General features: G+C 46.6%; 18 protein-coding genes and 2 pseudogenes. 16 read left to right on the top strand and 4 right to left on the bottom strand.

Annotated elements, in window-relative coordinates; translation table 11 throughout:
* Positions 1-506 precede the first annotated feature (506 nt).
* The 7 genes from kdpB (AC58UW_RS20805) to AC58UW_RS20775 all read left to right on the top strand — a co-directional run bounded on the left by kdpB (AC58UW_RS20805) (position 507) and on the right by AC58UW_RS20775 (position 11,435).
* Positions 507-2,543 (top strand): potassium-transporting ATPase subunit KdpB, encoded by a 2,037-nt coding sequence (gene kdpB / locus AC58UW_RS20805; protein ID WP_497422519.1) that lies wholly within the window; start codon positions 507-509, stop codon positions 2,541-2,543.
* Positions 2,544-2,560: 17 nt separating this feature from the next.
* The gene (locus AC58UW_RS20800) at positions 2,561-4,840 is read left to right on the top strand and encodes a sensor domain-containing protein (protein WP_497422518.1); all 2,280 of its coding nucleotides are present in this window, start codon (positions 2,561-2,563) and stop codon (positions 4,838-4,840) included.
* 184 nt (positions 4,841-5,024) lie between these two features.
* Positions 5,025-7,043: a potassium-transporting ATPase subunit KdpB gene (gene kdpB, locus AC58UW_RS20795; RefSeq protein WP_497422517.1), complete on the top strand. Its 2,019-nt coding sequence runs from the start codon at positions 5,025-5,027 to the stop codon at positions 7,041-7,043.
* 26 nt (positions 7,044-7,069) lie between these two features.
* A complete protein-coding gene (locus AC58UW_RS20790) occupies positions 7,070-8,365 on the top strand; it encodes a methyl-accepting chemotaxis protein (protein ID WP_497422516.1) in 1,296 nt (431 codons plus the stop codon).
* A 124-nt stretch (positions 8,366-8,489) separates the two neighbouring features.
* Positions 8,490-9,149, top strand: coding sequence for a hypothetical protein (locus AC58UW_RS20785; RefSeq protein ID WP_497422515.1), 660 nt, complete (start codon positions 8,490-8,492; stop codon positions 9,147-9,149).
* Between the two features lie 65 nt (positions 9,150-9,214).
* Positions 9,215-10,414: an MFS transporter gene (locus AC58UW_RS20780; protein WP_497422633.1), complete on the top strand. Its 1,200-nt coding sequence runs from the start codon at positions 9,215-9,217 to the stop codon at positions 10,412-10,414.
* Positions 10,415-10,466: 52 nt separating this feature from the next.
* The gene (locus AC58UW_RS20775) at positions 10,467-11,435 is read left to right on the top strand and encodes a 2-hydroxyacid dehydrogenase (RefSeq protein WP_497422514.1); all 969 of its coding nucleotides are present in this window, start codon (positions 10,467-10,469) and stop codon (positions 11,433-11,435) included.
* 732 nt (positions 11,436-12,167) lie between these two features.
* On the opposite strand, the gene AC58UW_RS20770 is transcribed toward AC58UW_RS20775, so the two are convergent.
* The 3 genes from AC58UW_RS20770 to AC58UW_RS20760 form a co-directional block, all read right to left on the bottom strand.
* Entirely contained in the window at positions 12,168-12,563 is a 396-nt protein-coding gene (locus AC58UW_RS20770; protein ID WP_497422632.1) for a GerAB/ArcD/ProY family transporter, read from the bottom strand.
* An 81-nt stretch (positions 12,564-12,644) separates the two neighbouring features.
* Entirely contained in the window at positions 12,645-12,980 is a 336-nt protein-coding gene (locus tag AC58UW_RS20765) for a spore germination protein (protein ID WP_497422513.1), read from the bottom strand.
* A 116-nt stretch (positions 12,981-13,096) separates the two neighbouring features.
* Positions 13,097-13,366 (bottom strand): hypothetical protein, encoded by a 270-nt coding sequence (locus AC58UW_RS20760; protein ID WP_497422512.1) that lies wholly within the window; start codon positions 13,364-13,366, stop codon positions 13,097-13,099.
* Between the two features lie 201 nt (positions 13,367-13,567).
* Here AC58UW_RS20760 and AC58UW_RS20755 point away from each other — a divergent pair, with 201 nt between their 5' ends.
* Entirely contained in the window at positions 13,568-13,990 is a 423-nt protein-coding gene (locus tag AC58UW_RS20755; RefSeq protein WP_497422511.1) for a universal stress protein, read from the top strand.
* Positions 13,991-14,118: 128 nt separating this feature from the next.
* On the opposite strand, the pseudogene AC58UW_RS20750 reads toward AC58UW_RS20755, so the two are convergent.
* Positions 14,119-14,674 (bottom strand): annotated as a pseudogene (locus AC58UW_RS20750) (substrate-binding domain-containing protein); the annotation flags it as partial.
* On the opposite strand from AC58UW_RS20750, the pseudogene AC58UW_RS20745 reads away from it, so the two are divergent.
* From AC58UW_RS20745 to AC58UW_RS20710, 8 genes and pseudogenes are all read left to right on the top strand, one after another.
* Positions 14,674-15,669 (top strand): annotated as a pseudogene (locus AC58UW_RS20745) (FGGY family carbohydrate kinase); the annotation flags it as partial. The pseudogenes AC58UW_RS20750 and AC58UW_RS20745 overlap by 1 nt on opposite strands.
* Before the next feature lie 797 nt (positions 15,670-16,466).
* Complete coding sequence (locus AC58UW_RS20740; RefSeq protein ID WP_497422510.1) at positions 16,467-16,910, top strand: MarR family winged helix-turn-helix transcriptional regulator; 444 nt, start codon at positions 16,467-16,469, stop codon at positions 16,908-16,910.
* Positions 16,907-17,566 carry an HlyD family secretion protein gene (locus AC58UW_RS20735; protein WP_497422509.1) on the top strand — a complete coding sequence of 220 codons (660 nt, stop codon included), beginning with the start codon at positions 16,907-16,909 and terminating at the stop codon, positions 17,564-17,566. The genes AC58UW_RS20740 and AC58UW_RS20735 overlap by 4 nt, the downstream gene beginning before the upstream one ends.
* A gap of 9 nt (positions 17,567-17,575) precedes the next feature.
* Positions 17,576-18,892 (top strand): efflux RND transporter periplasmic adaptor subunit, encoded by a 1,317-nt coding sequence (locus AC58UW_RS20730; protein ID WP_497422508.1) that lies wholly within the window; start codon positions 17,576-17,578, stop codon positions 18,890-18,892.
* A gap of 14 nt (positions 18,893-18,906) precedes the next feature.
* Positions 18,907-20,535: a DHA2 family efflux MFS transporter permease subunit gene (locus tag AC58UW_RS20725; protein WP_497422507.1), complete on the top strand. Its 1,629-nt coding sequence runs from the start codon at positions 18,907-18,909 to the stop codon at positions 20,533-20,535.
* 22 nt (positions 20,536-20,557) lie between these two features.
* Positions 20,558-22,306, top strand: a complete 1,749-nt coding sequence (locus AC58UW_RS20720) for a hypothetical protein (RefSeq protein WP_497422506.1) — start codon at positions 20,558-20,560, stop codon at positions 22,304-22,306.
* Between the two features lie 181 nt (positions 22,307-22,487).
* Positions 22,488-22,916 carry a cell wall hydrolase gene (locus AC58UW_RS20715; RefSeq protein ID WP_497422505.1) on the top strand — a complete coding sequence of 143 codons (429 nt, stop codon included), beginning with the start codon at positions 22,488-22,490 and terminating at the stop codon, positions 22,914-22,916.
* Positions 22,917-23,057: 141 nt separating this feature from the next.
* Positions 23,058-24,713, top strand: coding sequence for an FAD-binding dehydrogenase (locus AC58UW_RS20710; RefSeq protein ID WP_497422504.1), 1,656 nt, complete (start codon positions 23,058-23,060; stop codon positions 24,711-24,713).
* Positions 24,714-24,943 lie beyond the last annotated feature (230 nt).

Raw genomic sequence — 24,943 nt, 5'->3', positions numbered from 1 at the left:
ATTCATGACTTCCCCGTGGGTATGCTCGGGTTCAGGTTCACTACACCTTCGACTTCTCATTAAACCTTCAACTCCTTTGATGGGATCAATGTTGTGCCTAATTTACTGAATAATTGTAACGCAGAATCCTATAAAAATGAGGTAAAAAATCCATAGCATGCGTATAAAAATACAATAAAAATGACTGTTACCTGAATTTTGATGCAATAATGTTCGGGTTCAGGTTTGGCACAATTTATAAAAAACAGAAGCAAACCAAAGCATTTTCATCGAAAATGAAAGTGCCCGCCAATTGGACGCGTTTTCATATGCCAAATACGTCAAAAAGGATGATTAAAGTCCAACGACAGCGTTTTACAAAGATTGCTGAAAGGCGTAACATTCGTTCCAAGAACTTCCTATGAAGTTCTAACGTTGCTAAGAAGCTCGAGAGTAGAGATTCTCTGCTCTTAGGCTTCTTTTTGTTGTTCAAAAATTTGAGGAGTCTCTTACTAGGGTGGGTCCGCATGAATCAAAGGTTGAAGCATTTATTTCATTCGAAAATGGTCGTTAGAGCCCTTGTAGAGCCTTTTTTGAAGTTGAATCCAAAAGTAATGATCAAGAATCCAGTGCTGTTCGTACTGGAAACAGCTACCTTCGTCATTGGCTTACTCATTCTATTTCCACACTATTTTCACTCCGAGAATCAAACGTCCTATAACATCACAGTATTTTTTATGCTCTTGTTTACGATTTTATTTGCGAATTTTGCTGAGGCGCTGGCTGAGGGGAGAGGCAAGGCACATGCGGATAGTTTGGTCAAAACGAGAAAGGAATTAAAGGCCAAGCTGATAGCCAAAGATGGCAGTATCCAGGCGGTTGCCGGAACGGAATTGCGCAAAGGCGATCTTGTTCTGGTCGAAATGGGAGATTACATCCCCGGAGACGGCAGGATTGTAGAAGGTATCGCTGCTATCGACGAATCTTCGGTGAATGGGGAGTCAGCGGTCGTCATTAAAGAGGCGAATAGTGAACATAGTGCTGTAGTTGGCGGGACCATCGTGGCTAGTGATTGGATTAAAGTTGAGATTACCGTAGACCCTGGCCATTCCTTCCTGGATCGGATGGTTCAGATGATAGAAGGGGCCAGGCGGCAGAAGTCACCGAACGAAATCGCATTGACGACCTTGCTTACGGTATTAACGTTTATCTTCTTAATTGTCGTGGTTACCTTGTATCCATTAGCTGCATTTGTGGGCGTTCATCTGGAGGTGTCCACGTTAATTGTGCTTCTCGTATGCTTAATCCCAACGACAATCGGAGGCTTGTTGTCCGCCATTGGCATCTCGGGAATTGACCGTGTCACCCGCATCAACATTTTGGCGAAATCGGGGAAAGCCGTTGAGGCGGCTGGTGATATTAACACCGTCATTCTGGACAAGACGGGAACAATCACTTTCGGTAACCGGATGGCTTCCGCCTTTTATCCCGTTGCCGGCGCCACCCAGGAGCAGCTTATGGAAGCAGCCGTGCTCACTTCATTGTTTGATGACACGCAGGAAGGGCGGTCTATCGTAGACCTCGCCAAGCGACATCATATAACAGGCGATCTCAGAGCCTATCAGGGTGAAGTGATTGCTTTCACGGCTGAGGAGCGGATGAGCGGATTAAATTTGAATGGCAGCTTTTTTCGAAAAGGGGCGGTTAGCGCCATTTGCAGCTATATCACGGTAAGAGGCGGTCATATTCCTGAGGAGCTGGAGGAGATCAATGGTTTTATTGCCGGGGAAGGCGGGACTCCCCTTGCGGTAAGCAAGGATAATTACATTCTTGGGCTTATTTACTTGAAAGATACAATCAAGCCTGGCATTCGCGAACGATTGCAATTTCTGCATCAAATGGGAATACGAACGATCATGTGTACCGGGGATAATCCACTGACCGCAGCTACGATTGCGAAAGAGGTTGGCGTTGATACGTACTATGCCGAGAGTAAGCCGGAGGATAAATTACGAATTGTCCGTGAGGAGCAAAGCGAAGGGAAGCTTGTCGCCATGACGGGCGATGGGGTTAACGACGCCCCGGCTTTAGCTCAAGCTGATGTTGGTATTGCGATGAGCAGCGGGACGTCAGTAGCCAAAGAAGCAGCCAATATGGTCGATTTGGATTCGGATCCAACGAAAATCCTGGATGTCATTTCGATTGGTAAACAGCTGCTCATTACGCGAGGTGCCGTGACGACGTTCAGCATTGCCAACGATTTTTCCAAATATTTTGCGATTATACCTGCCATGTTTGCGGGCGACCTACCGGAACTGCAGGTTCTTAATATTATGCATTTGCAATCACCAACGAGCGCTGTACTTTCCGCACTCATCTTTAACGCCATTATCATTCCGGTCTTGATACCGGTTGCCTTGAAAGGTGTTTCCTACAAGCCCATGAGCGCGAATCAACTGCTTAGTCGGAATTTAGCCATCTTTGGGGCTGGAGGCATCATTTTACCTTTCATTGGGATCAAGGTGATTGATCTTCTTCTGCATTTTTTCTTTGAACAACTATAAGACTGGGGTACATAAGTATGGATAAGCTACTAGACATCAGAAAAAAAGAAGAAGGGAAAAAGACTTCTTTTCGCATCGTATCTATGTATGTACTGCTCGCTTGTACGCTGCAAGTTGCCCATAAGATTGGGGCTTCATATCTGTTTTTCAGCTTGATGATCATTGTGACGGCTTACCTGCTGCATACCATGATTCAGCGCAATATAGCGAAGGTTAACCAGATGGAGACTTCACAGCTGATACGAGAGGAACAGAAAATACGCTCAACCCTGGAAAGTATTCAAGATGGCTATTATGAAATCACGCTGACTGGCAACTTCTTAGTCTTTAATCATTCTCTCGTCATGCTGCTGGGCAAGGCGGAGAAAGAATTGCTAGGCTGTCAAATCGCGGAATTCATGAGTGCGGAGGATGCAAAAAAACTGAAACAGGCTTACCAATGGGTAGCTCATACGGGAACGGCTGTCAATTGTGTGGAATGGGAGGTCATTCGAGCAGATGGTACACGGAAGTGCGTGGAGGCTTCCATTGTTCTTATTCTAGATGCACAACACTCGGCGCCAACTGGTTTCCGAGGTATTATTCGAGACATCACAGACCGCAAAGATTCAGAGAGAATGTTAGAGGAAAGTAGATTTCGATATAAATCTTTAGTTGATCATAATCCCGATCTTGTCTGTTCATTTGAGTTGGATGGTCTGGTTACAGCGATTAATCCGGCAACGGAGAAAATAACCGGCTATTCGGCGAATCAATTAGTAGGCACTTCCTGTACGCATCTCCTGAGCGTGCTCCCAAGATCAACCTACGTAAGACCCTTTATGCTTGCTAAAAAAGGGCTATCCTCTAGTTTTGAAATTGCAATCACGCATAAACGCGGTTACCCCGTTGATCTGCACATTCGATTTGTTCCGATCATCGTCGACAGCCAAGTGGTCGGTGTCTTTGCCATTGGCAAAGATATTACAGAACATAAGCAAGCTGAGGAAACGATCAACCATATGGCCTATCATGATGCGCTAACCGATCTCCCGAATCGTCGATTGTTTACGGATCACCTGACCAAAAGCTTGGAGCAGGCGGAACGCGGTAGACATAAGCTTGCCGTGTTATTTCTGGATTTAAATCGTTTCAAATATATCAATGATTCTTTGGGTCATGCCTTTGGCGACACGCTGCTGCAAACAATAGCGAAACGTTTATTGAGCACGGTTGGTCATCATGGCACGATAGCTCGTATGGGCGGGGATGAGTTTACGATTTTATTGCCAGTCCTCAAGCAGGAGAGCTTTATTCTTATCATCGTAAAAGAAATTATTGAGGCGATTAATCGTCCGATTCTTATTGAAGGCCTTGAATGTTCGGTTACAACGAGTATTGGCATTAGCCTGTATCCGAGTGATGGGCTTGACGCCAAAACGTTGATGATGAATGCGGATTCGGCCATGTATCGGGCCAAGGAAAGTCATCGCAATCAATACGAGTTCTTCACGCCAACGATGAGCGCTCAAGCTTCTGAGAGGCACACGATTGAGCAGGAGCTCCGTAAAGCTTTGGAGCGCAATGAACTGCTGCTCATGTACCAACCTCAACTGCAGTTTGAAACAGGCCAGATTACAGGTGTCGAGGCGCTTGTTAGGTGGCTTCATCCGAAGAGAGGCCTGGTATCGCCGACGGAATTCATTCCGCTCGCAGAGGAAACGGGGATCATTATTCCCCTTGGCGAATGGGTCCTGCGGACAGCTTGTCAGCAAAATAAGGCTTGGCAAGACGCGGGATTCCATCCTATGCGGGTAGCCGTTAATCTCTCTGCGTATCAATTCAAGCAAGCAAATATCGTTCAGATTGTCGCTGATATCTTGAAAGAAACAGGTCTTGATCCAGCTTATCTGGAGCTAGAGATTACAGAGAGTGTCGCCATGCAAAATGCGAAGCAAGTCATAGGGACACTGGAGGAACTGAAAAAGCTGGGCATTCAGGTGTCTATCGATGATTTCGGAACAGGCTATTCTTCGCTTAGTTATCTTCGAAATTTTCCGATTGATCGACTCAAGATCGATAGATCATTTGTTAATGACATCACCTCTACGCAGGGTGAAACCACGATTGCAGCATCGATTATAGCTATGGCTCAAAGCTTGAACCTTGAAGTTATTGCTGAAGGTGTAGAGACGGAAGTACAGTTTGAGTTTCTGAAAAATAAAGGGTGTCATGAAATGCAAGGCTATTTCTTTAGTAAGCCGCTTCTTAAAGAAGACATGACGGGGCGTCTGGCTAGTCTTCAAGGCGTTTCATAAATGTATGGGGAGGACGCGGCGTAGTCGGATGGATTTTACAAAAGGAGTGAGACTTCAACGTGGTTATTATTTGTGTATTGACGGTAGCGGTGCTGCTGTACCTCGCTTATGTGCTGCTGCACATCGAACAGTTCTAACAGCTGAGAATTCGTAAAGTTTTCGTTCATTGGAGGGTTTTGAAGTCATGTTAAGTCAAAGAAAGAGTCCCATTATCCTTAAAGCGCTGCTCGAGGCTGTGCTGAAACTAAATCCAATTATCATGTTAAAAAGTCCTGTTATGTTTGTCGTAGAAGCAGGGGCGTTCTTGATCTTGTTAATGATACTTTTCCCGAGTACGTTTGGTGCTGAAGGGAGGCAGATGCATAATCTTTTTATCTTTTTCATTTTGCTATTTACCATTTTGTTCGCTAATTTTGCGGAAGCATTGGCAGAGGGGCGAGGAAAGGCACACGCGGATCATTTGAAGAAAACGCAAACGGATACGAAAGCGAAGCGCATTCGAAAAAATGGCGAGATGGAAACAGTCAGTTCTGCGGAATTACGAAGGGGAGACATGATTCTCATTGAACATGGAGATCTCGTACCTGGAGATGGCGAAATCATAGAGGGAACGGCGGCCGTTGATGAGTCGGCAATTACGGGCGAGTCCGCCCCTGTTGTAAAAAGGGCGAAGAGTGACTTCAGTTCGGTTACCGGCGGAACGAAGGTCATCAGCGACTGGATCAAGGTGAGAATTACGGCGGATCCGGGGGAAACATTTTTGGACCGAATGATTCTCTTGGTCGAGGGGGCGAAAAGGCAGAAATCTCCGAATGAAGTTGCGCTGAACACCCTTCTGGTTGTGCTTACCATTATTTTTTTTATTGTTACGATCACAATGATTCCGATGGCTGGTTATTTGGGAGTCGTCATTGAAACCTCAACGCTCGTTGCTTTGCTCATCTGTCTGATCCCTACGACAATTGGCGCTCTTCTGTCAGCTATCGGTATTGCGGGCATAGATCGTGTAACGCGATTTAACGTCCTTGCGATGTCTGGCAAAGCGGTTGAAGCCGCTGGAGATGTGAGTACGATCATATTGGATAAAACGGGCACGATTACCTATGGCAATCGGAAGGCACATCGTTTTGATCCTGCACAGGGGATATCGGAAAAAGAACTGATTCAGGCCGCTGTAGCAACCTCTATTTACGATGAAACACCAGAAGGTCAATCGATATTGGAATTGGCTGCGAGTATGAAAATCTCATGGCACGAGGATGACTACGGGGCGGGAAAAGTGATTCCTTTTACAGCCGAAAGTCGAATGAGCGGTTTAATTCTTGGCGATGAAACTTACTACAAGGGAGCAGTTGAGGAAATCGTCTCGCACATTGAGCAGCAAGGAGGCGTCAGGTCTTCAGAAGCGTTGCTCCTCAGCGAGGAGATTGCCAAGGAAGGCGGGACACCGCTGGCTGTTTGCAGGGGCAATCAATTGTTAGGCATCATTTATTTAAAGGACATGATTAAGCCGGGATTACGAGAGAAGTTTGAGGATTTGCGTAAAATGGGCATTAAAACGATCATGTGCACGGGGGATAATCAGCTTACAGCCCAAACCATTGCACGTGAAGCCGGTGTCGATACCTACATAGCAGAATGTAAACCAGAAGATAAAATTCGTGTCGTTAAGGAAGAACAGGCACAAGGCAAACTAGTCGCGATGACGGGAGATGGAACGAATGACGCGCCAGCACTAGCTCAAGCGGATGTTGGGCTGGCTATGAACAGTGGAACCATAGCAGCGAAGGAAGCGGCGAATATGGTGGATTTGGACTCGGATCCGACGAAGCTGATTCAAGTGATCTTTATCGGTAAGCAGCTGTTAATCACGCGTGGAGCGCTTACTACATTTAGCATTGCAAACGATTTTGCGAAATATTTTGCGATACTTCCAGCCATTTTGTCTGCTGAAATTCCGCAGATTGAGGCACTGAATATCATGCATTTACATTCACCGGAAACGGCCGTGATCTCATCGCTAATTTTTAATGCCATCATTATCCCGATTTTAATTCCACTTGCAGTGAAAGGTGTCAAATATTCACCAATGAGTGCGGAGAAGCTGCTGTTTCGTAATATCTGGTTATTCGGTGTCGGGGGCATTCTCGTACCCTTCGCCGGGATCAAAGCGATTGATATGATCATGCAAATCTTTTATTAACTACAGTAAGCAGAGGGAGGCATAAAATGAGATATACAATTCAAACCAAGCTGATGATCAGCTTTACGTTGGCTGCTTGCTTACTTGGTGTGACTGGGCAAGTTTGGTACAATTTGGCGCAAAATGTTCAGGCTCAGCACCTTTCGGCAGAGAGCTTTTCCTCGATCGTGAATCTCGCATTAGGAGTTACCGTGGCTTCTTTTGCTTGCATCCTGGGGATAGGGTTATGGACATCAAGAGTCATATCACGGCCTGCCGTCCAAATAGCGGAAAGAATGGAGCACATGGCATCTGGCCATATCGTGGAAGAAGAACTCTCTGCTCAGATTCGTCATCGGGATGAGTTAGGGGATGCTGTCAAAGCTATGAGCCGCATGGCGCGTAATTTACGAAGCTTGATACGACGGGTATCCGCTACCTCACAGCAATTAACAACAGGCGTGGAAACACTGAACCTTACAGCTGAACAAACGGTGAAGACAAACAAAGAGATTGGCGACTCTATGAATCAGGTCACTCTGGGAGCGGAGCGACAAGTTGACCGTGTCTCTGTGACCATGTATACGCTGGAAGAGATGAACAGTGGTCTTCACCGGATTGCTGATTTTTTCGAAACCGTCGATGCTTCTGCTCAGAATGCGATGAATGAAGCGGTCGCCGGCAATGAGGTTATTCATAAAAATATGACGCAAATCAAGTCGATTCAATCGGTATGCGATGACTCAGCCGAGAATGTCAGGAACTTGAGTGAGCATACGCAGGAAATTGGCAATTTTGTTCGAATCATTACAGGGATTTCAGAAACGACGCATTTACTTGCACTCAATGCATCCATTGAAGCTGCTCGCGCAGGTGAGCATGGGCGGGGATTCTCGGTGGTTGCCAGTGAAGTGAAGAAGCTGGCTGACGATTCCAAGAAAGCAGCAGGTCATATCTCAAGCGTTGTGAAATCCATTCAAAATGAGACCCTTCAAGCTTTTCAGACTATGCAGCAAAGCAGCAAAGAAGTGAGTACAGGGATGGAACTCATGTCAGAAGCTAGCATTGCTTTTAAACAGATCTCCGAGGCCGTTAATGAAGTCACTACACTCAGCGGACAAATTCGCGAAATTACGAATGATGCTTTCGCGCGTGCTGCACAGATTACCTCTGCCGTCAATGAGTTGGCTTCGATTGCTAAAGAAGCTGTGGCAAGCTCAAATTTGGTAGCTGCCTCCTCTCTTGAACAGACGTCATCTATGGAAGACATCTTTCAAGCCACGGAGGAGCTGCAAAAAATGGGAAATGAGCTTAACGATTTGGTTCGAATGTTTAGAGTTTGAAATAATCCTTAGACCCTCAGCACATGGCTGCGGGTCTTTTTTATTGTCGCGCCGTGTCTTGGATAACAATGGTATAATCAGTTTTGTTGATCATGATCTCAAGGAAAGTTGAGGCGTAGAATAGATGATTACAAGAATGATCTATCGAGCGGAATGGCAAGAAGGGCAAGTGTCTGCGGGTGTAAAGGCATTGGAACAAAGTGAACAAGCCATCCAGCGGATCGTGCAGGGTGAATTGATGACGGCTGCTGCTTATGTGTGGAAGAATAGTCTATTCCTCTATTATGAGTGTATGGACGGCGAGTTAAGTCCCGATGATATCGCAGGTGCCGCAGTCCCTTACCTGAAGGACTGGCCTGGGCATTCGGAACCGCGCAAGTGGATTCGAATGATGGATGTGTTCCATTTTAATGAGCCGGCTAATTATGAACACTGGCTGCGCAAGGAGCAGGTAGAGAGGCGTGTCGGTAGAGTGGCGCATTTGAAACCTGAGATGATCAGCAGTTATATCTATTATCATTATCAGCTTCAGGAAGAGCGGTCGTTCACAGGCGACAAGTATGAAATCATCGCGATGCACGAGAATCTTCTGTTTGGCTATCAAGAATTTCCTAAGGTAATAGAAGTTCCCGTTGTGCCGGGACGATTGAATACGAAAGGAACTCCCGAGAACTGGGCGGATTCACGAATGGATCTGCACTTCCAGCCTTGGGAAGAAGACGGCTATCTATACTTTAAACCGATTGAACCCATCTTTGCTTATTACATTGGAGACTACAAATGAAGTAAGCTGCATGGAGGAATGACAACGTGGAACAACGTTTGGATAAGACCAAGAAGGTCTACGCCATGCAACTGGCTACGATTTTTCTAGGCTTCATTGTGTTTGGCTTTTCAGAGAATATGAAGGGACCCGCCATCCCGCGCATTCAATTCGATTATATGCTGAATGAATCGCAGCTTGGCACATTACTGTCTCTCAATGCGCTGGGTTATCTCATCGCCTGCTCCTTCACGGCTTATTTAACGCGCCTATGGGGGATTAAAATCGTCAGTATTGCAGCTTTTGGCCTGATGATCCTTTCTGGCATTTTTATCTATTTGTCCAATAGTTTTCCGATTTTTTCCTCCTCCTACTTTCTCATGTATATCGGCAACGGGATGCTTGAGATTGCACTCGCAATTCTGGGAGCAAGAATCTTTGTGAGAAATACGGGGACGATGATGAATCTCACGCACGGCTTCTACGGACTCAGTTCCACGGTTGCCCCGTTGATTGCCACAGGACTTATGACGGTAAATGTGTTCGGGCATACGCTCGATTGGCGCGGTATGTATGTGGTGATGCTTTCATTGTCGATTTTTCCTATCCTATTTGCATTACGCAGCTCGTTTCCCTCTGACGAGATCTCACATGAGGACCGGGTTCCGTTGAAAGCATTAATGCGTGATCCGGTTTTGTGGTTTATGGTCCTTATTCTTTCATTTGGCGTTGTATCGGAGTTGGCGGTAGGAGGCTGGCTAGTCAACTTCTTAGAGAAAGCGTACGAATGGGAAGCGGTTAAAGCGTCCGGCATGCTGTCGGCTTTTTTCCTCTGTTTTGCGCTAGCGAGGCTGATTTTGGGCCCTATTACGGATAAAATAGGATTCAATTTGTCCCTGATTATTTTCTCTGGATTTTCTGCTCTATGCACATTTGGCGCGATTCTAGGAGGTGAACCGTTCGCTTTCCTATTCGCCGCAGCGGGAATCGGTATTGCGATGATTTACCCGACCGTGATGGCCTTTATTGCCAAAAGATACCCAAACGGCAGCGATACGGCAATTACGTTTACGGTTACGCTAATGGGCGTCGGCAGTGTCATTGGCAATTATCTCATTGGCGGCGTTATTGAATGGGTCAAACAATGGGTGGGACCTGGCACCGAAATTGGCCTGATTCGAGGCCTCCAGACCGGATATGGCTTCATTGGGCTGTGCGCTGCGATCTGCGCAATTTGCAGTTTCATTTTGTATCGCTACTTATTAAAGCAAAAAGAACTTATCTGAATCTAGCAATTTGTGGTACGATTCTTTCATAAGAGGGAGAGGAGTTTTGAGGATGAGACCGAAAGTTTTTCTCGCAAAGCGAGTTCCAAGTGAAGTAGAAGCGTACATAGCACAGTACTGCGATTATCGTAAATGGGACAGGGAAGAAGAAATCCCTCGTCAACAGCTATTAGAAGAGCTGTCCGATGTGGATGGACTCTTAATATCTGGCGGAAGTATTGATCAAGAGTTGCTCAATCATGCACCGAAGCTCAAAATTGTAAGCAATGTGTCGGTAGGCTACAACAATTTAGATACCGCGGCTATGAAAGCCAGAGGTGTTATGGGAACGCATACACCGGGCGTACTGGATGAAACGGTGGCAGATACCGTGTTCGGCCTTATTTTGGGCGCAGCAAGGCGAATACCGGAGCTTGACGCTTACGTGAAAGCCGGCAAGTGGCAAAAAGGAAGCGATGATCACATATTCGGCATCGATGTTCATCATGCCAAGCTCGGGATCATTGGCATGGGGCGCATCGGGGAGGCTATAGCTAGACGGGCGAAGTTTGGTTTTAATATGGAGGTCATGTACTATAACCGCAGCCGCAAAGATGAAGCCGAGCAGAAGCTAGGCGTGGTTTATGTGTCGCTTCAGGAGCTGCTGCAAGAGTCTGATTTTGTGGTGTTAATGACGCCGCTAACGCCTGAGACGACCCGTTTAATTGGCCGCGAAGAGCTGGCGCTCATGAAGAAATCCGCCATCTTTATTAATACGTCCCGCGGGCAAACCGTTGATGAGGAAGCGCTCATTGAAGCTTTGGAAAAAGGACATATCCGCGGAGCGGGTCTTGATGTTTTTGAGCAAGAACCGGTAGACCCGGACAACAAGCTATTGAAAATGCCTAATGTCGTCACCTTGCCGCATATCGGATCGGCCACCCATCAAACCCGTTTTGATATGGCGATGCTTGCCGCGAATAACTTGGTGAAGGGTGTTCAAGGGGAAGTTCCGCCGAACCTTGTTGCAGAGTTGAAGTGAGAATTTAAATGTTTAGGGGCTTTCAGGGAACTACAGTCCGCTATTTTCCTGAAAAGGCACATTTTCCAAGGGCAGGGGAACTACGTTCCCCTATTTTTCTCATGTTCACCTAACTCCTCAGCACACAACCATTTCACGCACTACTGCCACTTTAACGCTGAAAAACACTCTTAAAGTAGCTAATCCCCTCGCCCCATTTCACGCACCACTGCCACTAATCGCTGAAAAACAGTCTTAAAGTAGCTAATTCCTTCACCGAGCCTGAGTTAACGTTGTTTTACAACGCTAACTCCTCAGTTTTTAGTGCTTCAATTTCCTCTATGTTGTACTTTGTACAACATAATTAGATTTTGCGCGGCATTCCCTAGCCTTCATTGTACAAAGTGCAATGAAATCACCGGATTTGTGCTCAAATTTGGCTTTTGAGGGCAAATGGTTGCAGAAAGTGCAATGTAGCTTACTCAAGCCTCGCAATAGTAGCCAAATGGTTGCAGAAAGTGCAATGTAGGCGGGCTAGCCAGCCATTACTACAGGCGAGACTCCCTCCGTTGGCGGAGAGTTGTTTGGCTTGATGCGGGACTTCCACGCAGTAGTTAAGCTTGTTTTACAGCGTTAACACAGACTTTTCGAGGGTGAGCACACTTTAGCGCTGAAAAACAACGTTACAGCGGGAAATCACGGCGTAATCCCCTCACCAAGCCTGAGTTAAGGTTGTTTAACAACGCTAACTCCTCAGCACACATCCATTTCACGCACCACTGCCACTAAGATCCTGTAGTTCCAAACAACACCTAGAATTAGGGCAAGAGGAATGTATGTTTGGTTATCCCATTTTTGCTCAAAGGCTCCATTCGGATAAACGATAAGAGCTAGGACAGTAACGATTATCCCAATTGGAATACAAAGCGATTTGTAATCACTTTGCTGGAATGTGTGTGCTAAACCTCTAAGTGTTGTATGAAAAAACATGGATGTTTTTAAAAAAATGGAAACAAGCCACAAGAAGGCCACGACAACTTCTATGCGCTGCAAGAAATTCCCGATGCTTATTCTTTGGGCCAAGGCATAACTGGGGAAATCTTCCATGGCTGTCGTGTCAGCCCCCAGCACCAATACACTGGATACCACGAGTAAAAGCAATTAAGAATGACGATGATCATGAGTTGCCGCAGTGATATGGACTCTTTGCCCATGCAAGCACGTCCTTGTTTAGCCTTTTTCAACTTTTATTCTGCGTAAGTAGCCAATACCGATTAGAAGAGCGGGATGCAAGCAGCCGAAACATAACCCCAGAGGTACCCAGGTTAGTTGATCCCATACATGGATGTAGGCCGCATTGGGGTAGACCATTGATTTTGCACTCAACGTCAGATACATTTCCTTCTGTCCGAGTGTTGATGAAATGAGTGCCGTATTCGTTCGAATCGATTCGGAGAACGATTCGCGCGGTCCGCGGACAACGGTTTCAACATTTGTTTCCGTTACACCCCGGTCTTTCCAGCCTTTCGTGCTTGCTGCAAGCCCTGTGGTGTAGCTGTTCATCAAGATAACCGTCGCCCGATAGGATATGATGAAACAACTTTTTCATATCGGAGACCTTCTGAATTTCACCAATCGTCAGCGTATGCAATTCCAGTACGTCAAAAGGATTTTGAGCAGGATCAATGTCCAAGGAATCTGTCATCATGGCTCGCATTAATGACATTCCCATCCACAAGGCCATCTGTATAAAGAATGGCGACGCCCTCTGTAATCGAGTTATAGGTTAACTCTCGAATCACAATATCCGTGCTGTTGCCGAGAGCTTGCCTGACATAATCCGTGTTTTCTTGAATCGTTGCGAATAATGGCATAGATGCCATCGGTTCTACGATGGTGCTTTCATTAAGAAGAGTCGGATGTTTTTTGGAGCTCAGCCAACGAGCGAACATATGGTATTTTCTCCAAGCTCTAGGATGTTGTGCTAGTATCTTTTCCTTAAGTTTCCTGCGGTATGCGTGTGAAAAAAAAGCACGGACCGAGAACAACCCCTTTCTTGGCATATTATCGTGCTTATGGTTTAAAAGAACGCGGATTAGGGTATGTATACTTAGGATGAGGCATTATTGTAATGCTCGAAGGAGGAAAAACCTATGTATAACCACATTCTTGTTCCCATCGACGGTTCTCAGCAATCTGATCGGGCGTTGGATCATGCGATCAAGCTTGCCAAGCATGGATCTCCGAATGCTCGAATTACTGTCATTCATGTGAATCCGCAGCTGATCTTAAACGAACCACCGATAAGTGTTCCGCTCAATGACACGTTGGCCGAAGAAGGACGGAAAATTGTTGAGCCTGCAGCGGCGAAATTGAGGGGGAACGGGATCGATTTCAAAAGTGTGACGGTTACCGGGGATCCGCCAACTTCCATCTGTCATAAAGCAGAGACAGATGGCCATGATTTGATCGTGATGGGTTGCCGTGGAGTTGGTTTAATGTCGGAAATCCTCCTCGGAAGCGTAAGTCACAGTGTGATCAAACATGCGAACTGCCCGGTCTTGGTCATTAAATGAGGGCTTGAATGAATAAAAGCTGCACCTTAACGGCAAATGGCCGAAAGGGTGCAGTTTTTTTGCGGTATTGCCGTTGTTGTCTTTTGAAAGGAGCGCCGGACATTTTGCGGAGAGGGAACTGTGAGCCTCTATTCTTTAAAATTAACGCTGCCGCGCGGCGGATGAGAGGAATGCCGCTCAACAAAACGGGTATCCACCCTGATTTTGGAGGTGGCCTCGACACCGTGCTCGATGGATTCGATTAACAAATCAACGGCTAAGTGGGCCATGCGTTTTTTCTCGACGTGAACGGTAGTCAGCTCCGGTGAAATGATGCGAGACTCATATATATTGTCAAAACCAACGACAGATACTTGTTCAGGCACTCGAATGCCAAGCTCCGTCAACGTTTTCATGGCGCTAATGGCGATGTAATCACATTCGCAAAAGATCGCGGTCGGGAGTTGGCGGCCCGGTTCCATATACGCCTTTATTTGTTTCTTAAGTTCTTCTTGGGACGATAACATCGTCGGCGCTACAGCAAAGATGTGATCGGGATGGATTTCGAGCCCCTGTTCATGCAAAGCCTCATAAAAGCCGGCTTTACGCTCCTCAAAATTCTGAATACGAACATTGGAAGCAATATAGCCAATTGCCAATTTCTGTATGACCAATGCCGCATAGATGAGCACCCGCTTGATAGGCTGCTGTGGAAGCTGAGCGGAGGCAAGACGCATGCGACGGATTACACGAACGCTAGCCGCACCTCCCTTTTTAATATCCACTCTTTACAGTGGGATGAGGCGTTGTGCGGTCTCTTTGGCGTGCCGTCAAATCTGCTTCCCGAAGTCAAAGCTTCGGATGAGATTTTTGGCTACACGGAAGAAAAGGAATTATTCGTCGATTGCCGTGTTCCCATAACCGGGGTGATCGGCGACTCGCAGGGAGCTTTATTCGGCAATCAGTGTTTTGAGACTGGCATGGCGAAAGCCACTTACGGCACAGGCACTTCGGTGTTGATGAATGTAGGGGATAGTCCGATCCCCTCTGGCAACGGACTTGTGAGCGCCATTGCTTGGGGCAGAAGCGGCAAAGTGACATATGCGGTTGAAGCCGTTATCCGCACCTCGGGTGACAGCTTGACCTTGGTTCGAGATAATTTGGGCTTGTTTCGTACGTTTGAGGAGATGGAGCAGATGCTTGAGCATACGCCAGATAGTGAAGGCGTATATTTGGTTCCTGCGTTCGTCGGTCTTGGCGCCCCCTATTGGGACTCTTATGCCAGAGCTTCCATTACGGGGATGAATCGGGGGACCACGAAAGCGCATATCATTCGGGCAGCTATTGAAAGTATTGCTTTTCAGGTGATTGACGCAGTTAAACTTATGGAAAATGAAACTGCTGTTGCACTCCAAGAGCTGCGTGCAGACGGCGGTGCATCTGATAATGTGAATTTGATGCAATTCCATGCGGACATGTTAGGTAACATGGTTGTAAAATCGAAGATTGCGGAATTGTCCGCGCTAGGCTCCGCGTATTTGGGCGGCGTCGGGATCGGCTTTTGGCCGTCACTTGAAGCGATAGGCACAAAGCTAGAAGGTTCCATCAAGTATCAGCCGAAAATGTTGCCGGAACTGCGCCAAGCCCATTGTTCCGGCTGGAAGAAGGCAGTATCCTCCGTTTTAACACGGAATGCTTAGGTGCAACGCCCATGACACGCTGTAACGTTGTTTTTCGTCGCTAACGTAGCTGCCACGCGCAAACGGCTCTCGTTAGCGTTGTAAAACAAGCTTAAAACCGTGTGGAAGCCGCAACACCTCCCCCTTAGCCCGGCCGAGAAAGCCAAAAACGCCGTCTCACAGCCGTAAAATCCCCCAATCCCGGTCGAGCAAGCCCAAAAGGCTGTCTCGTGCCTAAATGCAGCCACAATCCCGCCAAATCTCCAGCGAGAAGGCCAAAAACGCCGTCTCACAGCCGTAAAATCCCCCAATCCCGGTCGAGCAAGCCCAAAAGGCTGTCTCGTGCCTAAATGCAGCCACAATCCGGCCAAATCTCCAGCGAGAAAGCCAAAAACGCCGTCTCACAGCCGTAAAATCCCCCAATCCCGTTCGAGAGAGCCCAAAAGGCTGTCTCGTGCCTAAATGTAGCCACAATCCCGCCAAATCTCCGGTCATGCCAAGTCACCCCGCAACGTTGTTTCTAGGCGAGAAAGTGGGTAATGGATGATTGGTCTTTGAACTGCCCCAAACGCTTAGTAATGTGGGACTGGTCGGAAGATTCATGAAAACTTTATTTTCAAGCAGATAATGTGAAATACTTCAAACCTCCATTTACATGCCTTCTTCTATAGCTGAAAAACGCAGGGTTTTGCTCTTTTTTTACATATTTAAGAATCACAATTCTACATATATCCAGTTTCATAAAACCATGGTATGATGTGTGATGTTACAATATTTCGTATACGAAAGATTTTGGTTTGCAAAGAGGGGGGCGCATTTTGGAAGAGGTTAAAGATCTTGTAGCTGAACTTACAAGGCTGCATAAAGTACGGGCTTCTTTACTGTATCGAGAACTTCAGCGAGAAGAGCTTACGGGACCTCAGTTATTTATCTTACGGGAATTGTTCCAGAAGGAACCAAGAAAGCTTGGTGATCTTGCCCAATCCGTACAACTCAGTAACAGTACAGTATCTGGTATTGTTGACCGACTGGAACGTGATGGGATGGTGCAGCGCAATAGAGATGAGCAAGATCGCAGGGTGGTCTGGATTTGTACGACAGATTTCTGTCAACAGATGAAGAAATCTAAAGTTGAGACGATGAACAATGAGTTTTATGCAGGTCTAGAGAACGCCTTTACACCAGAGCAGATTGCGACCTGCAAAGAAGTGGTTGGTACACTGATTAAACATTTAGAGAAAAAGCTGGAGGGAACGGAATGAAACGCAAATTAATTTTAATTATTATTCTGTCTGTTATTGTCATTAGCGGAGCCTATATCGGCGGTTATTACTGGTATCAAGGCGCTAACTACGTTGCGACAGACAACGCCCGTATCTCTGGGGATATCTATCGTGTCATGCCTCGAATTGCCGGCAAAATTAATACGCTTGGCATTAAAATGGGGGATACGGTTGTGGCAGATCAAATCGTTGGGCAGCAGGATATTACGAACTTATCGAATAGTTTATTAGATCAAGCGTCATTACGCTCTCCAATTAGTGGAACCGTCATTCAAACTTCAGCTAAGGTTGGCGAAGTGGTGGCACCAGGGCAGTCTGTAGCCATGATTGTGGATAAAAACGCCCTATTCGTCTCCGCAGACATCGACGAGACGAAGATCAAAAAAATCCATGTGGGGCAGCTGGTAACCTTTGATATTGATACATATGGCAAAACAGAGTTCCAAGGGAAAATAATGGAAATTGGTCAAGCAACAGCTTCTACTTTCTCATTGCTTCCTACAACAAGTTCAAGCGGGAATTTCACTAAAGTCACACAACGTATGAGTGTAAAAATTTCTATAGACGATCATAAGGGATTGGATCTAGCACCGGGAATGAATGCTTCGATCAAAATCCATATCAAAGGGGAGTAAGGATTGCCCATGAAAAAACATTTTAACGTCATTATATCTTTAAGTGTTCTGGCCGGTTCAATGATACTTGCGAGCGGATGCACGTCCTCGCCGACTAGCGCTGCACAGTCAACCGTACCTTCCGTCAAGGTGATTACAATCAACAGTGCGAATGCAGTCGGAGCAAGCGGTAAATTAGCATCGGATCAAACCGTCCAGGTCGTGTCCAAAATAGGTGGTAAAATTGCCGCTGTTTCCGTAGAAGAAGGAGCAAAAGTGAAAAAAGGCGATCTGCTTGTGCAACTCGATACCGAAGATTTGCTCCAGCAGTTGGATCAAGCGCAAGCAGGACTGACGGCTTCGCAAGCCAAACTGGCTGATACGGAAGCGGGTGCCCGTTCGCAGGATTTGCAGGCGGCAATGTCAGGTGTTGAGCAAGCCAAAGCGGGTGTTAATCAAGCTAAAGCAGGAGTATCGCAAGCGCAGGCAGCTTACGATCTTGTGACCAAGGGATACAATCATGCGAAGAATTTCTATGATCAAGGCGATGTTACTTCAGACGAATTGGATAAAGTAACGCTTGATTTTGAAAAAGCTAAGGCAGCTAATGATTCCGCCCTTTCACAACAGCAGGCAGCGAATGCGCAATTGGCAGCAGCAGAGGCGAAGCTAGGTTTGATTAGAGAAGGTGCAACGGCAAATACAATTGAGCAATTAAAAGCGGATGTAACCGCCAAACAAGCTGCTTTGAATCTCGTTCAGATCGCTGTGAAAAATGCAGGAGTCGTATCTCCGATCGATGGTGTCATTGTTAAAAAGAACGTAAATGCAGGAGAAATGGCGCAAGTTGGAGCTGCTTTATTGACCGTTGTTAATATAGATAAAGTGAAAGTTGAAGTTAGTGTGCCTGAAGGAATGATTAATTCGATCAAACAAGGAGCCAAAGGAAACGTTATTGTCCCTAGCGTTCCAGGTAAAACGTTCGAAGGAACTGTATCGTTTGTAAGTCCGGTTTCTGACACGAATAATAATACATTCCCAGTTAAGCTGACGGTAAACAACCCAGATGGAACCTTACATGCAGGTGCTATAGCCAGCGTTGACTTCGGAGGCAGCAGCAGTGAAAATCGCGTTGAAGTGCCTAAAGTCGCATTGATTCAAAAAGATGGCAAATCCGTCGCTTTCAAACTAAGCGGTGACGCCGTCCAATCTGTTGTGCTGCAGACCGAAGATAAGAACCAAGACTGGGTCTATCTCAAAGGAGACTCGGCTCTGAAACCGGGGGATAAAATCGTCTTGAATCCAGGTGACAAGCTGACAGATGGAGCTAAGGTTCATGCCGAGTAAAGGAGGCTGCTACAATGTCAACAACAACGGCAGATACAGCTACTCCGGCAGTTGAGCAACAAGAGGAGAAAATCACAGTCTACCAGTGGTTAGCGCTGTTAGTCCTCATTCTAGGCACATTTTTAGCCATTTTGGACAATAGTTTGATGAACGTTGCGATACCAAAACTCATGGCCGTTTTCGGTTCTACATCGACGGAAATTGAATGGGTTGTCACAGGTTATATGCTCGCTTCAGCTGTAGTTGTTCCAATGGGTGGCTTTCTAGCAGACCGTTTCGGTTACAAAACAACGTTTCTTACAACGGTGAGTGCTTTTATCGTTGGCTCGGTATTGTGTGGGATCGCTTGGAGCGACACGAGTCTTACTATTTTCCGGATTATTCAAGGACTTGGCGGCGGCTTTATTATGCCAGTCGGTATGGCGATGCTTTACCAGATCATGCCTCGCAGCAAAATCCAAGTTGCGATGGGGATCTGGGGGATTGCGGCGATGGCTGCGCCTGCGATGGGGCCAACCTTAAGCGGATATTTAATTGATCATTTTAGCTGGCGGTATTTATTTTATATCAACGTTCCAATCGGTATTATTGCCGTAGGCCTTGGATTGATAATCTTGAAAGAGACACCGAAACGTGAAGGACTGAAATTCGATTATGTCGGCAGTATCTTGTGTATGATTGTTTTCAGCACACTGCTTCTGGCATTAACGGATGGCCAAGTGGAAGGGTGGACTTCTTTCTATATCGTGAGTCTGTTCTTCATCTCTATTTCAAGTTTTATCCTTTTAATTTGGATCGAGCTTGGCAAAGAGAACCCAATTATGGATTTCCGATTATTTAAAAACTCTGTGTTTACGTTAAGCCTGGCAGCCTCAAGCTTCGTTATGATTTCCATGCAGGGCGGGATCTACATGATGCCAATTTTTCTGCAAAATGTAACGGGGTTGACGCCTATGCAAACAGGGCTTGTCATGATGCCGCAATCGATAGCAATGGCTTTCATGATGCCAGTAGCAGGGAAGCTTGTTTCAAAATACGGGGTTGTGCCTCTCAGTATCTTAGGTTTGGCTATTATTGGCTTTACGACCTTAGAAATGCATGTGCTTTCTCAGCAAACGTCTACACACTGGATCAGCGGTTTGCTCGTTATCCGGGGGATTGGGATTGGTTTGTGCATGATGCCGTTATCTTCTGCCGGGATGAATACATTGCCCAACCATTTGATCGGCAGGGCTTCCTCCGTATCCAATGTTGTGCGTAACGTCATGGCATCGCTTGGTATTGCCTTGCTGACCAGTATTATGAATAACAAATCAACGCAGTTCGGAGCTAGATTCAACGAATCCATTTCTACGAATACACCTGCTTTTGCTGATTTTCAGACAAATGTTGTTCATCGTTACTTAGAGCTCGGAACGGACGCAAGTACAGCATCCGGTGGAGTAACCGGCGTTTTATTCGGACTTGTTCAAAAAGAGTCTTTGACAAGAGCAATTGCAGACACGCTGATGGTATCTGCGGTTCCGGCTTTCATTGCGATCGTCTTGGTTATTTTTATGCGGAAGAGAAAGAAAAGTCAGGCAGCCGAGCAGCAAGCCGCCAAAGATTCTGATGCTCAGCATCATGTGATGATTGAAATGTAAAACGCTTAGGAGGAACAAAAAAATGAAAATTCAATTCAAACAAGTAGCTATGACGCTCGTTCTGTCATCGGCATTGCTGATGTCGGGACTCCCAGCGCTAGCAGAAGGAACCGATGCAGCTGTTGCTCAAGCAGTCGCAGCACCGGTCTACAAGATAAACGACAACCTTCAAGTTACAATCGAAGGTGTCTCTAGTGAGAAAACAGCAAACGGTGTGCGTCTAGGTGCTGTTATTCGCATAACGAACAACAGCAATCAGACCCTACGTATTCCAGACTATGAGCTTAAAGTAAAAACGACAGATGGTACCGTGTATACCTTACGCCCAAGCAGCAATAATGCGCACGGGGTGCAGCCGGAGTCGGATGTTGAATTGACTTATATGAAAGTCATTAACCGTCAAACAGAAGTGGATCTAAGCGATTTATCACTGATCGATGTGAACTATGATGTGTATCCGAAACAAGAAACAATCCTTTTCTCTGCTCCAATCGACGGGCTGGTATGGAACGGAAATCGTGGAGAGTTTAAAAAAGCTCCGACGTCTATCAAGTGGGGAGAAACATTCAGCATCCCAACTGTGGCATCGCCATTGCAATACAAAACGGTTGATATAACCAAAAGCAACAGCAATGAAGGTGTTGTGTATGTTGTGAAGCTTTTGGTAACCAATCCAAACGATCAATCCGAAACATTGCCAGCACTTGAATTGGATGGCAAGTCCAAAACGAATCTGTATGCAGGCAAACAAGTTGAAGCAGATCCTGTTTTGCTGGATGCAGGCCAGAGTAAATATGTCCATTATGCGATTCACGCCGATATGGATACCGTGCTGGACAGCATGAATGTGCTGACATCCGAAAGCTTTGCGCAAGCAGATGCAGCAGGTAACGTAAAAACGTCAGCATTCACGATCGGGAAGCTGAATGTTGAGATGCCGGGTGCTGCAGGTGCCACTGGCAGCTATACTTTCGGCACGCCAATTACTTTTGAGAAATGGAATGACGTCATTAATCAGGATCTTGATGTAGCTTTGGTTGAGCTTCATGTTACGGACAACAAAGATCAAGGCAGCAAAGTGGGTTTTGCTAAGTTTACGTTGACGAACAAGGGGGTAAGCGACATCCCTGTCCCAGCTTTCCAAACCATGTTGACGAGCTCAACTGGCTATGATTACACAGGATCCAGACAAAGTGATGTTCAAAAGTCTATTGCGCCTGGAACCTCAACAGTCGTCAGTTATGCATTTGTCCTACCCGTCGCTGAAACAAGTGATAAATTCACAATGAAAGTTCAAAATGAAATCAATGGACAAACGGGCGGAGAAACTAAATCAACGTTCAAGTCAACGATTGCCTCTTATCAGGTAACTGTACAGGAGCCAGAGGATAGACATGCAATATCCTTGTATCCCTATAAGGTTGATATGAAAGACTACACGTTAACTCAAATTACGTCCCTCGGACAAACAATAGCTATTAATTACACCTTTAAATTACAACTATATATGGATCTCATTCGTGATCCTAAGGTATTGGTTGACAATAACTTTGCCAAATTGAAGTTTGAGCTGGCAGATGGTTCGGGAAGTATTCTGGGTTCTAAAATCTTCCCATTCACTGGCACTGACCGCTTAGTTAATGGAAAACAAACGTTAACCTTTAGCAACTTAACGACGGATCAAATTCAAAATAATATCATTGTTAACGTATATGAAGTGTTGAATACACCTGCAGGCGAGGTAGATCGACTGATTGCAGAGTTGAAATAAATAATTGGTGACCCTTACTCAGTAAGGGTCTTTTCTTGTGAGAGCGATAGTGGCCGGCAGCGCTGATTAACGGTAGTTTTTGCATCCCCAAGCCCAAGGAACCATTAAAGCCTACTGTACATACAATTACAGTATCCAATGAGTAGGTTCATTGATCATGCAAATTATTTGAGGTGAAAACATGGCAGTAGTTAAAGCCAGAGATCAGGATATCGACCTTTTGGCAAGATTGCTTCGCGCGGAAGCCGAAGGTGAGGGCGAGCAAGGGATGATGATGGTCGGAAACGTAGGGATTAACCGGGTCAGAGCGAACTGCTCCGATTTCAAGAATCTTCGAACGATTCCGCAAATGGTCTACCAGCCGCATGCATTTGAAGCTGTCCAGCATGGCTACTTTTATCAAAAAGCAAGAGATCGGGAAAAACGGCTAGCTAGAAGATCCGTTAATGGCGAGCGGCAGTGGCCGTCTGAATTCAGCCTGTGGTATTTCAGACCTAGCGGAGATTGCCCAGCAACGTGGTATAATCAACCGCTGGTAGGACGTTGGAAGAAGCACTGCTTCTATCAGCCAACAACGAAAGAGTGCAGCAACATTTTCAGCACGATCTAATCCATCAGATAGGTGTGAGCCAAGGAGCCGAAAGGCTCCTTTTTGTCATACCGCGCAAGAAAATCAGCTATTTATTTTTTATTCAAAATGAACTAAGTTAAAAACATAGATCACTATGCACCACCAAAGGAGAATTCGCGTATGGATTTCGATGTCATCGTAGTTGGGGCTGGGCTTGCTGGTTTAGTAGCAACGGCCGAGATCGCGGACGCTGGTAAAAAGGTGCTCCTGTTAGATCAAGAACCGGAAGCCTCGTTCGGCGGGCAAGCCTGGTGGTCGTTTGGCGGGTTATTTCTGGTGAATTCGCCGGAACAGCGCAGGCTTGGCATTCAAGATTCCAAAGAATTAGCTTGGCAGGACTGGCTGGGGGCAGCGGGCTTCGATAAGCTGGAAGACGAGGACTATTGGGGTCACAAATGGGCAGAAGCCTATGTGGATTTCGCCGCTGGGGAGAAACGCGAATGGCTGCATAAGATGGGCGTTCGGTTTTTTCCAATTGTTGGATGGGCGGAACGCGGAGGCTATCTGGCCGACGGCCATGGGAACTCGGTGCCCCGGTTCCATATTGTTTGGGGAACGGGCACAGGCATTGTAGCGCCTTTCGAGAAGCGGGTCCGGGCGCAGATAGCAGCCGGATTGGTGCACTACAAACCGCGCCACCGCGTTGATCGCCTGCTGGAAAGCGGCGGCGCTATAACTGGCGTAAGCGGCTCCGTGCTTGTGCCGAGTGATGCTGCACGCGGAGAAGCAAGTTCCCGAGAGGCCATCGGCGAATTCGAATACCACGGCCAAGCCGTCATCGTAAGCAGCGGTGGCATAGGAGGCAACCACGACATGGTTCGCCAATATTGGCCAAGCCGCTTAGGTGAACCTCCTGCGCATATGCTTTCTGGCGTGCCCGCACATGTCGATGGCCGGATGTTGGCGATTACGGAAGAGGCGGGCGGCCGAATTGTGAACCGGGATCGGATGTGGCACTATACGGAAGGCATCAAAAACTGGGCACCGGTGTGGAACAAACACGGGATTCGCATCCTTCCAGGACCGTCGTCCCTTTGGTTTGACGCGTATGGTAAGCGTTTTCCTGCGCCGAACTTCCCAGGGTTTGATACGCTTGGCACGCTGGAGGCTATCCAGAAGTCCGGTCACAGCTATTCGTGGTTTATTTTGATGCAAAAAATGATTGAACGCGAATTTACATTGTCAGGCTCCGAACAGAATCCGGATATTACGGGAAAAAGTATAAGAAAAGTATTGTCCAGAGTACTGCCCGGGGCAACAGCGCCCGTCAAAGCATTTATGGACAATGGAGAAGATTTCATAATCGCCAATCAATTGGCGGAGCTCGTAACCGGCATGAATAAGCTGACAGGCCATGGGCTTCTGAGCCTGCCGGACATTGAGCGGCAAATTCAGGCAAGGGATCGCGAAATCGATCACGCCTTTACGAAGGATCTTCAAATTACGGCTATTCGCGGGGCGCGTAATTATATCGGGGATAAATTAATCCGAGTAGCGAAGCCGCATAAATTGCTGGATCCTGCGAATGGCCCTCTCATCGCCGTTCGCTTAAATATCGTAAGCCGCAAAACGTTAGGCGGTCTTCAAACCGATCTTTCCGGCAGGGTGCTTAACCCGGCGGGACAAGTAATCCCAGGGTTATATGCGGCAGGAGAAGCCTCAGGGTTTGGAGGCGGCGGACTTCACGGTTACCGAGCGCTGGAAGGGACATTCCTTGGAGGCTGCCTATTCACCGGCAGAGTCGCTGGGCGAGCCATAGTCGCCGAGCTTACTTAATAGGAGGCTGTTCCGAAAGTCAATTAATGACCGAGGGCTTTGGGAGCGCCTCTTTAGATTATCGGGAAATACTACCGCTAAATCGTTGAATTACACACTACAGGTATGAATAAATGGAATTTTGCAGCTAGAATAAAGAGTGGACACCTCAATAAGAGAATTCGATAATGAATATATCAGGAGGTGTTCCCATGGGTGAACAACGGAAACGTTATAATGAAGAATTCAAA

The organism is Paenibacillus sp. J22R160 (genome assembly GCF_059692135.1).
This window is presented reverse-complemented; position numbering and strand designations above follow the sequence as displayed.